The following is a 9,683-nucleotide window of genomic DNA, read 5'->3' as shown; positions in this document are numbered from 1 at the left end:
TAAAACTCTTTTTTTATACATTTAACAGCCGCCGATATTGTCAATCTTGTATTCTCCGCTAAAACAAGCTGTACAAAATTCATGCTTGGGTGAACCCGTAGCTTTTATCAATCCGTCTATGCTCAAATAATGTAGTGTATCAACATTTAAATACCGTTTAATATATTCCACCGAATGATTGGATGCAATTAATTCTTTTTTTGTCGGGGTATCAATGCCGTAAAAACACGAATCAATAATTGGAGGCGAGCTTATGACCATATGAATCTTTTTCGCCCCGGCATTTCTAATCATTTTTACCAATTTCCTGCTGGTAGTCCCTCTTACAATTGAATCATCCACCACAATAACCCTTTTACCGTTCAATAAATCTTTAACCGGATTGTATTTTATTTTTGCGCCGAAATCCCTGATACTTTGGCTGGGCTCAATAAATGTCCTTCCGATATAATGGTTTCTGATAAGCCCGGTTTCATAAGGAATATTTGCTTCCTGCGCGTACCCTAATGCTGCCGAATTTGCCGAGTCAGGAACCGGTATCACAAGATCTGCCTGGCCAATTTCTTTTAAACTTTCCCTTGCAAGAGCGCGGCCTAACTCTTTTCTGATTGAGTTAACGCTTTTTCCAAAAACAATGCTGTCCGGTCGGGCAAAATAAATATATTCAAATATACAAAGGGCGGCGTCTTTTTTCTTTTTTTCAAATTGTATTGATTTTACGCCCTTGTTACTTACTATAACCATTTCACCGGGCTCAACTTCTCTGATATATTTTGCTCCTATTAAATCTAAAGCGCAGGATTCAGAAGCAAAAACTGTTTGTCTGCCCATTTTTCCCATGCAAAGAGGCCTTACGCCCCAAGGGTCCCGTATGGCAAAAAGTTTTTCGGGCGTCATAATTAAAAGAGAATAAGCCCCTTTGACTTTACTTAATGCATATTTTACCGCTTCTTCAATCTGTGAACCGTTTGCTTTTGCAATTAAATGCAGGATTACTTCGCTGTCTGATGTTGTCTGAAAAATAGAACCTTCTTTTTCCAGTTTTTTTCGCCAGATCAGCGCGTTAGTGAGGTTCCCGTTATGCGCTAAGGCAAGATTTCCTTTTGCATAATTTATAACAAGCGGCTGAGCATTTTTTATCTGGCTTACACCGGTTGTTGAATACCTGACATGGCCTATCGCTATATGCCCTTTGAGTTTTTCAAGATTTTTTATGTCAAATACTTCGGCTACCTGCCCCATCCTAATTTCCGAATAAATTTCTTTTCCATTAGACGAAGCGATACCTACGCTTTCCTGACCTCTATGCTGCAATGCATAAAGGCCTAGATAGGTTAATTTTGAAGATTCAGTATTTCCGTAAATTCCAAATATTCCGCACAATGTCGTGCCCTCGCTAACACTCGGGCTTATCCGCCATTAAATCTTTGGCGGATTGTTTTGCTCCGAGTAGAATTGCTCCGCAAAACACTCCCCAAGAGGGAACCTAAGGTTCCCTCATTCGTCGGCGCTTCGCTGAACTCCCTCCTAAGAGGAATTTTATAAACTGTCGTGTCCTCCCAAAAGACAGGTTGAGGTTGAGATTTAGATTAAGAAAATTTTGTTTTCTTAATCTAAACCTGTCTTTATCTTAACCTGTTTCTATCAAAAAATGAACTTTTCGAAAAATTTGACTGCAGCAATAAATAAACCGAAAGAAAGGATTAATACCACAATGACTATTTTGAGGTTTTTCTGAAATATTTTAGACAGACGCCTGTTTTCAGATCGTTCCTGCCGGATTTCCGAAGCCAGCTGGTTGCGTATTTCTATACTTAAATTTGCATTATCGCGGTATGCCTCACATTTTCCGTCTTCCTTTGTCCACGTGCCGCGCAAAAGGCAAAATACAATCGCGTTGCCGCCTTCCTTATTTTTCCCTTTATCCCCTACATATAGGCATTCCCCGCACTTTGCCATACGAGCTACCTCCACAAAAGTTGCCAGATATCAACCGCCAGTTTCCAGTAACAAAAAAGCAGTTTCTCGTTTTCTGGTATCTGGTCACTGGTTACTGTTTTATTATTTTACATAATTTACAGCATTTTTGAAAATCTCAAGTCCCCATCCGGCTTCAGTTCCATCGCCTTTTATCTGGCGGGTGGGGTGTTGCCAGCGGTAAATAAATCTTTCCGGATGAGGCATTAAACCTAAAATATTGCCCTTTATATTGCAGATTCCGGCTATATTATTTTGAGCACCGTTAGGATTAAAAGGATATCCACCGGGATTCCCTTTTTCATTGACATACCTAAAAACTATCTGATTTTTCTCTTCCAGAGCATTCAATGCCTTTTTATCAGCGGCAATAAACTTTCCTTCGCCGTGAGCAACAGGCAAAGGAATAATTTCGGGCAAAGTTTTCGTCCAGATACACTGCGTTTTTTCTTTCTTAAGATTTATCCACCTGCATTCAAATTTATCCGAGTCATTAAATGTAAGAGTAGTCGTCTGAACAATATTTTCAGGATCAGGCAAAAGCCCCATTTTGACAAGGATCTGAAACCCGTTACAAATCCCCAATATTGGTTTTCCCGATAAAGCGAAAGCTTTAATTTCATTTCCAAGCTTGCACTTTATTTCATTTGCAAGAATTTTTCCGGAAGCTATGTCATCCCCGTAAGAAAATCCGCCGGGGATAACTAATATCTGATAATCAAATAACTTTATTTTTTTGTTTATCAACTGATTAACATGAATGCGTTCAGCATCAGCGCCTGAAAACTCTAATGCTTTTTGAGTCTCCCAGTCACAGTTGGTTCCTGCAGTCCTAATAATTATTGCTTTAGGTTTCATTATATTAGCGGATAGCGTTTAGCGGATAACGTATAGCAAAAACATCATTTGGGATTTAACATTCTATAAAGCATCCCGCCAACTTCTTTTAATAAATTTTCAATTCTTTCACTCTTGTCTATATATTTTAAATCAACAGACATTAAATATTGAGTTTCAAGTTCACATAGCGAACCATAGGCTATTGACAAAAACTGTTGGTATTCTTTGTTATATTGTCTTCCATAACCCTCTGCTATGTTTGATGGTATAGATACGACAGCCCTTTTCATCTGCTGTGTAAGACCATAAGTTTCGTTCTTTGGAAATTTCTCAAAAACTAAATAAATTTCTTTAGCTAAAGCGTACGATTTTTGCCAGACTATTAGATCTTTAAAACTGTTTGTTTTCATTTTTTTGCTTTAGGTTTTCCTATACGCTAAACGCTATCCGCTATACGCTATACGCTACCAATTCAGCGTTTTTTTCCACGCTTTGCGTAAATCATCAATATTTTCTTTTATCAGTTTATTTCCTTCGCTGTTTTTTACAATAACATTTTTGCTTTCAGAAACAGCGCCTGAACGCGAAAAAGGTATCCCTTCCATGCGGACTTCAAATTTTTCGGCGTTTTCCGGGGCAACTTCTACAATAAAACGGCCGTTTGATTCTGAAAAAAGAATTTCTGTAACTGTCATGCCTTTTGACGCGTAAACAGTGCCGAGGTTAAATTCAACCCCTTTATTTCCTGCAAACGCCATTTCAGAAAGCGCGACGACAAGCCCGCCTTCAGCGCAATCGTGGCAAGACTCAACAAGGCCTTCACTGATTGCATCCCCCAATAAAGTCATCGAATCGCGCGATTTTTCAGCTTCCACTGTCGGCACATTACCGCCTTTAATTTTTCTCATACGAAAATACTGTGAACCGCCCAGTTCATTTTTTGTAATTCCCACTACATAAATAAAATTTCCTTCCCGCTTTAAATCCATAGTAACGGTTTTTCTTATATCCTGAACTACACCCACGGCTGATATCAATAGTGACGGAGGGATAGAATATTCTTTGTTTCCTACCGAATACTCATTATGCAGACTGTCTTTTCCCGATATAAAAGGTATCCCGTAAGCTTTTGACATGTTATAGCAGCATTCCGCGGCTCTTACCAGACTGCCCAGAATTTCTTCTTTATTCGGATTTCCCCAGCAGAAATTATCCAAAAGCGCCATCCTTTTGATATTTCCGCCAACGCAAACCGCGTTCCTCAATGCCTCATCAATCGCCGAGGCAGCCATCCAATAGGTATCTATTTTCCCATACTCGGGATTTATTCCGTTGGATAAGACTATCCCTTTGTAACTATTGTCGGTAACAGTGTACGGCCAAATAACCGCCGCATCACCCGGGCCCGAATTGAATATAGTATTTCCGTGTAAAGGCTTAATGACTGTCTGTCCTTGAACTTCGTGATCATACTGCCTTATAATCCACTCGCGCGAGCATATATTGAGCGAAGAAAGAAGCTCAAGCAGATCCTTGCCTAAATCTTTTGATTCTATTTTTGTATTCTTTTTTATCTCGGCAGGCTCTGTCCAGACCGCTTTCCTAACCGGCTTTGGAACCCCATAGTGGAGAAAACCCATATCCAGTTCCGCTACGGTTTCTTTATCATAAAAAAGTTTTAGTTTTTTGTTATTGGTGAATTTTCCGATAAAAACCGCTTCAACATTTTCCGATTCAAAAACTTCTTTAATTTTTTCTTTTTTCTCAGGAGGAACGGCAAGGACCATCCTTTCCTGCGCTTCAGAAACCCATATTTCCCAGCTTTTTAATCCCTTGTATTTAAGCGGAACCAGCTCAAGATTTACTTCCACCCCGCACGATTCTCCCAATTCTCCTACAGCGCTTGAAAGCCCGCCGGCTCCGCAGTCGGTTATTGCGCGATAAAGATTCATATCGCGCGCTTTCAAAAGCGTGTCCATAAATTTCTTTTCTACAATCGGATTTCCGATTTGAACGGCGCTGACATCAGATTCCTGATCCAGTTTGGTAGAAGAAAATGTTGCCCCGTGAATTCCGTCGCGGCCGGTGCGTCCTCCTACAACTAGGACAAGATCCCCGGGTTTAACCTCTTTGCTGATTTTATCCTTTGGAATAATCCCCATAGTCCCGCAATAGACTAAAGGATTTGAAATATAGCCGTCATCAAAATAGACCGCGCCGTTTACCGTTGGAATACCCATTCTATTTCCATAATCCCTTACGCCGGATACCACCCCTTTTGCAATACGTTTGGGATGCAAAACACCTTTTGGAAGTTTTTTCCAGGACAGCTCGGGATCGCCGAAACAAAAGACATCCGTATTTGCAAGCGGCTTTGCCCCTTTTCCTACGCCAAGAATATCTCTGATAACTCCGCCAATCCCTGTTGCCGCTCCTCCGTAGGGCTCAAGCGCTGAAGGATGATTATGCGTTTCCACCTTGAATGCTATTCCGTTATCTTCATTAAATTCAATTATACCCGCGTTATCTTTAAATACCGACCAGCACCAGTTTTTATTAAGTTCTTTAGTAGCCTTAAAAATAGTTTCTTTAAGCAGATTGTTATATGTTTTTACCTTTATTTTCCCGCCGATTTTTTCCTTGTATTCAATTATTCCCGTCAGCGTTTTGTGCTTGCAGTGTTCGCTCCATGTTTGGGCAATAGTTTCAAGTTCTACATCGGTAGGATTTCTGCCGCGTTTTTTATAATAATTTTTAATTTCTTTCATTTCAAGAAGCGAGAGAGACAAAACATTTTTTCTTGAAAGTTCTATCAATTGTTTATCTGAAAGTTTGAGAATTTCTATAATGTTTACTGTCATTTAAAGGTCCAATGAATTTATTTTTTATTTGTATGATTAACTGACGAAATACTGCTGAATCATTGAATTTACGAGAAGTTTTTCGGCAATTTGTTTTGCTATACGCGGTAAAATAGCGCCTTCAAAAATATATTTTTGGCCGGTTTTTATCTTCAATTCAGACTTAATCCCTAAGTCTTCAACCGCTTTTAAAACACTTCCTGCTACGGCATCAGTAACGCCGTACTTAAGCCAGACTTCAATAGAGCGATACTTAATTCTTATTTTTCCTTCGGAACCTTCGGGAATTATGCTGTATTTTTCTGTAATCGGGTCGGTAAGAAGTTTTTCAGCGATTGACTTTATTTCATCTTCAGTTATACTGCCTTCAATATTGTAAAGCTGATGAAATTTGATACGCGGAACTTTTTTCAAAAAACCCATAACCAAAATATCATGGTGCACGTGCTCGCCGTGATGATCGCTGAAATTTGGCTTAAGTGAAACTTCTATTGTGTATTTCATCTTTTCAATTAAGTTAAATGTTAAATAGTTGAACTGTTCAAAATTTGTTTAAAACTTTTTTCCGGTAAGTTTTTCGTAAGCTTCAATATATTTTGCCCTTGTTTTTTCAATAACTTCATTGGGAAGCGAAGGCACGGGCGGCTGCTTATTCCATTTTATTGATTCCAAATAATCACGCACGTACTGTTTATCAAGGCTGTCCTGAGACTTTCCCGGCTGATACTTGGATTTTTCCCAAAATCTTGACGAATCGGGCGTGAAAATTTCATCAATCAATATTATCTGCCCGTTCAATAATCCGAATTCAAGCTTAGTATCTGCCAAAATTATTCCTCTTTCTTCGGCATAGTCGCTAACTTTATTATAAAGCGCTAAACTAAAATCGCGAATTTTAATAGCTGTATCGCTGCCGACTATTTCAACCATTTTTTCAAATGAAATATTCTGATCGTGATTTCCGCCTTCTTCTTTGGTTGAAGGAGTAAAAATCGGCTCGGGAAGCTTTGCTGATTCCTGAAGCCCGCCAAGCAGCATTATTCCGCATATAGACTGCGTTTTGCTATATTCTTTCCAGCCCGAACCGGCAAGGTATCCCCTAACAATGCATTCTATATTTATGCGGTTTGCCTTTTTTACTATCATTGAACGGTCTTTTAGATAAGGGTATTTTTTCAGATTTTTGGGAAACGCATTAAAGTTTCCGGTTATTAAATGGTTGGGCACGATATCTTCAACAAGATTAAACCAAAACAGGGAAAGTTTGCTCAATATTTTCCCCTTATCGGGAATTATTGAAGGCAAAACATAATCAAACGCGGAAATCCTGTCGGACGCGACTAGCAAAAGATTGTCTTCTAAATTATAGACATCTCTTACCTTTCCCTTGTGGTAAAGAGTCAGATCAATTTTTTCCTTTTCTAAGCCATTATTCATAAAGATCTCCAAATTAATGAACTTTTACAAAAAACATTATCCCCCTGGCAAGAACAGCGCTGATTAATGCCGTAATAGGCAGAGTCAAAATCCAAGCATATAATATCTTAAGTCCTACGGCCCATTTAACCGCTTTAAAACGCTTTGCCGTTCCAACCCCAACTATGCTGCCAGTTATTGTATGAGTTGTGCTTACTGGAACTCCAAGAGCTGCAGCCGCTTCAAGAACAATAGAAGCAGAAAATTCTGCCGAAGCTCCATCTATAGGTTTAAGATGGGACAAACGTTTGCCTAAAGTTTTTATTACAGCTCTTCCGCCAATCGCAGTCCCTGTTGCCATGGACAAAGCGCAAATAATCATAACCCAGATTGGAACGTGGGCGCTTTTAAAATTTATTTGTCCAAAATATCCCCCGATAAAAAGCAAAAGGGTTATTACTCCCATAACTTTCTGGGCATCATTTTGGCCGTGCATAAGAGACATAGCTGACGATGTGAATATTTGAAATATTGACGATATTTTAAAAACATTTTTAGGCCTCATTTTAGATGCAATAAAATAGTTTATCTTTAAAACTATCAGCCCGATCATAAATCCCAGTATGGGAGATATCAACATTGCAGAAAATATTATTAATACCCCAGAAAACAATATTGCTTTAAGGCCGTAAATTGATATTGCAGCTCCAATAAGGCCTCCAATAAGAGCGTGAGAGCCAGATACAGGAAGACCTTTGAGAACTGTATATATTTCCCAAATTATTGCACCAAGCATCGCAGCAAAAATCACATAGCTGCCGGTTTCGGAATTAATAATTGAAGAATTTACAATTCCTCCACCTATTGTTTTTGCAACTTTTGTGGACAAAAGCGCTCCCAAAAAATTGAGCACTGCAGAAAGCACTATGGCTTGTGAAGGTTTTAATACTCTGGTTGAAATAGCCGTGGCAACAGCATTTGCGGTGTCATGCCAGCCATTAGCAAAATCAAACGCTAAAGCAGTAACTATTACTATCCAAAAAAACAACGGAAGCTGTGGAAATTCCATAAAAGATAAGTTTGCTCCTAATAATGTATGGGCTAAGTATATTTAAAAATAATTGATTCAACATCCATTGCGGTTTGATTGCATTTGTCTAAGGATCTTTCCATTTCCTCTAGGATTTCCTTAAACTTTATTACAGTGAGAGGATCTTTCCCGTCTTTAAAAAGCGAAGCAAGGATATCATGATAAATTTTGTCGCCTTCTTCTTCATGATTCTTAATTTCCTTGCATATGTCAAGCACATTTCTAGAAAGTTTTTCGCCTGATATGGCACGGATAACTTTGGCACACTCGTGAGCTGCAAGGTTAAGCCTATCGGTAAAATTAACTACGTCAGGAAGCATTTCAGTAACATTATAAAGTGAAATTCTTTTGGCTGCAGCATCCATAAAATCAATTATATCGTCCAAATCCGAAGATAAACGATGAATATCTTCGCGGTCGTAATTAACTATAAATGTTCCTTCTAGCCAATTCATCATTTTGTGAGTAATATCATCGGACTCGTGTTCAATGTCTTTCATCCTTTTAACCCATTCTTCAACTCCCTTCTGATTAAAAGAATGAATAAATCTTGAAAATTCATCAGTTGCTTTCTCAATCACATCAGCATAAGATAGCATGAATTTCTCAAACTCAGTTTCTCGGCAAAAAAATCTCTTAAACATTTTATTTCCTCCGCTACTGAACTTCAAATTATAATTTATTTAATATTTTTCTTATTCTTTGTTACTGGCTTTTCCCTATCTACTGTCTACTACCTACTATCTACTGCCTTTACTCCCACTCTATTGTTGCCGGTGGTTTTTGTGAAATATCATATACAACGCGGTTAACACCCTTTACTTCATTGATTATTCTATTGGAAATCCTTCCTAAAACATCATAAGGGATTTTTGCCCAATCGGCTGTCATAGCATCTTCAGATTCAACTATTCTTAAAGCAATTACGTTCTCGTAAGTTCGTGCATCACCCATAACACCTACTGTTTTAATGGGAAGAATAATCGCAAAAGCCTGCCAGAGTTTTTCGTAAAGTTTAGCTTTCCTGATTTCTTCTTCAACAATAAAGTCCGCTTTTCTAAGTATTTCAAGGCGTTCCCATGTAACTTCGCCAAGCACTCTAACAGCCATTCCCGGCCCAGGAAAGGGATGACGGGTTAGTATTTCAGTAGGGATTTTTAGTTCTTTGCCAAGAATCCTGACCTCATCTTTAAAAAGGAACTTTAGTGGTTCTATAAGTTTCAAATGCATTTTTTCGGGCAGGCCCCCGACATTATGATGCGTTTTTATAACGGCCGAAGGACCCTTTACGGAAACGCTTTCAATTACGTCAGGATAAAGAGTGCCCTGTACCAAATAGTCAACATTTTGAATTTTTCTTGCCTCTTCTTCAAAAACTGCTATGAATTCATTGCCAATAATCTTTCTTTTCTTTTCGGGATCCTCAACATCTTTAAGCTTTTCAAGGAATCTTTGCTTAGCGTCAACTATAATTAAATTTTCGCCGAATTTTTTCCTAA

The 9,683-nt window shown here is 38.6% G+C and carries 10 protein-coding genes; all 10 read right to left on the bottom strand.

Going from position 1 to position 9,683, the window contains the following annotated elements:
• Positions 1–21 precede the first annotated feature (21 nt).
• Complete coding sequence (gene purF / locus NT145_02795; protein ID MCX5781620.1) at positions 22–1,383, bottom strand: amidophosphoribosyltransferase; 1,362 nt, start codon at positions 1,381–1,383, stop codon at positions 22–24.
• Between the two features lie 261 nt (positions 1,384–1,644).
• A complete protein-coding gene (locus tag NT145_02790) occupies positions 1,645–1,959 on the bottom strand; it encodes a hypothetical protein (GenBank protein ID MCX5781619.1) in 315 nt (104 codons plus the stop codon).
• A gap of 102 nt (positions 1,960–2,061) precedes the next feature.
• Complete coding sequence (gene purQ / locus NT145_02785; protein ID MCX5781618.1) at positions 2,062–2,835, bottom strand: phosphoribosylformylglycinamidine synthase I; 774 nt, start codon at positions 2,833–2,835, stop codon at positions 2,062–2,064.
• 44 nt (positions 2,836–2,879) lie between these two features.
• Positions 2,880–3,227, bottom strand: a complete 348-nt coding sequence (locus NT145_02780; GenBank protein ID MCX5781617.1) for a four helix bundle protein — start codon at positions 3,225–3,227, stop codon at positions 2,880–2,882.
• Positions 3,228–3,281: 54 nt separating this feature from the next.
• Positions 3,282–5,678, bottom strand: coding sequence for a phosphoribosylformylglycinamidine synthase subunit PurL (gene purL, locus NT145_02775; protein MCX5781616.1), 2,397 nt, complete (start codon positions 5,676–5,678; stop codon positions 3,282–3,284).
• 36 nt (positions 5,679–5,714) lie between these two features.
• A complete protein-coding gene (locus NT145_02770) occupies positions 5,715–6,182 on the bottom strand; it encodes a phosphoribosylformylglycinamidine synthase subunit PurS (protein ID MCX5781615.1) in 468 nt (155 codons plus the stop codon).
• Between the two features lie 48 nt (positions 6,183–6,230).
• Positions 6,231–7,115 carry a phosphoribosylaminoimidazolesuccinocarboxamide synthase gene (locus NT145_02765; GenBank protein ID MCX5781614.1) on the bottom strand — a complete coding sequence of 295 codons (885 nt, stop codon included), beginning with the start codon at positions 7,113–7,115 and terminating at the stop codon, positions 6,231–6,233.
• Between the two features lie 13 nt (positions 7,116–7,128).
• Positions 7,129–8,163, bottom strand: a complete 1,035-nt coding sequence (locus NT145_02760) for an inorganic phosphate transporter (protein ID MCX5781613.1) — start codon at positions 8,161–8,163, stop codon at positions 7,129–7,131.
• A gap of 32 nt (positions 8,164–8,195) precedes the next feature.
• Positions 8,196–8,828: a DUF47 family protein gene (locus NT145_02755; protein MCX5781612.1), complete on the bottom strand. Its 633-nt coding sequence runs from the start codon at positions 8,826–8,828 to the stop codon at positions 8,196–8,198.
• Positions 8,829–8,937: 109 nt separating this feature from the next.
• Positions 8,938–9,683 (bottom strand): glutamine-hydrolyzing GMP synthase (guaA, locus tag NT145_02750; GenBank protein MCX5781611.1); only part of this gene is annotated, 746 nt, incomplete at its 5' end.

It is taken from the genome of Elusimicrobiota bacterium, from assembly GCA_026388075.1.
Taxonomy (GTDB): domain Bacteria; phylum Elusimicrobiota; class Endomicrobiia; order Endomicrobiales; family JAPLKN01; genus JAPLKN01.
Note: the sequence above shows the minus strand (reverse complement) of the source record. Positions and strands in the feature narration are given on the sequence as shown.

Bases quoted from the DNA above. Each gene is read 5' to 3' on its own strand.
- NT145_02770 (MCX5781615.1), bottom strand. From the start codon at position 6,182: ATGAAATACACAATAGAAGTTTCACTTAAGCCAAATTTCAGCGATCAT.
- NT145_02760 (MCX5781613.1), bottom strand. From the start codon at position 8,163: ATGGAATTTCCACAGCTTCCGTTGTTTTTTTGGATAGTAATAGTTACT.
- purL (MCX5781616.1), bottom strand. From the start codon at position 5,678: ATGACAGTAAACATTATAGAAATTCTCAAACTTTCAGATAAACAATTG.
- NT145_02755 (MCX5781612.1), bottom strand. From the start codon at position 8,828: ATGTTTAAGAGATTTTTTTGCCGAGAAACTGAGTTTGAGAAATTCATG.
- NT145_02780 (MCX5781617.1), bottom strand. From the start codon at position 3,227: ATGAAAACAAACAGTTTTAAAGATCTAATAGTCTGGCAAAAATCGTAC.
- purQ (MCX5781618.1), bottom strand. From the start codon at position 2,835: ATGAAACCTAAAGCAATAATTATTAGGACTGCAGGAACCAACTGTGAC.
- NT145_02765 (MCX5781614.1), bottom strand. From the start codon at position 7,115: ATGAATAATGGCTTAGAAAAGGAAAAAATTGATCTGACTCTTTACCAC.
- NT145_02790 (MCX5781619.1), bottom strand. From the start codon at position 1,959: ATGGCAAAGTGCGGGGAATGCCTATATGTAGGGGATAAAGGGAAAAAT.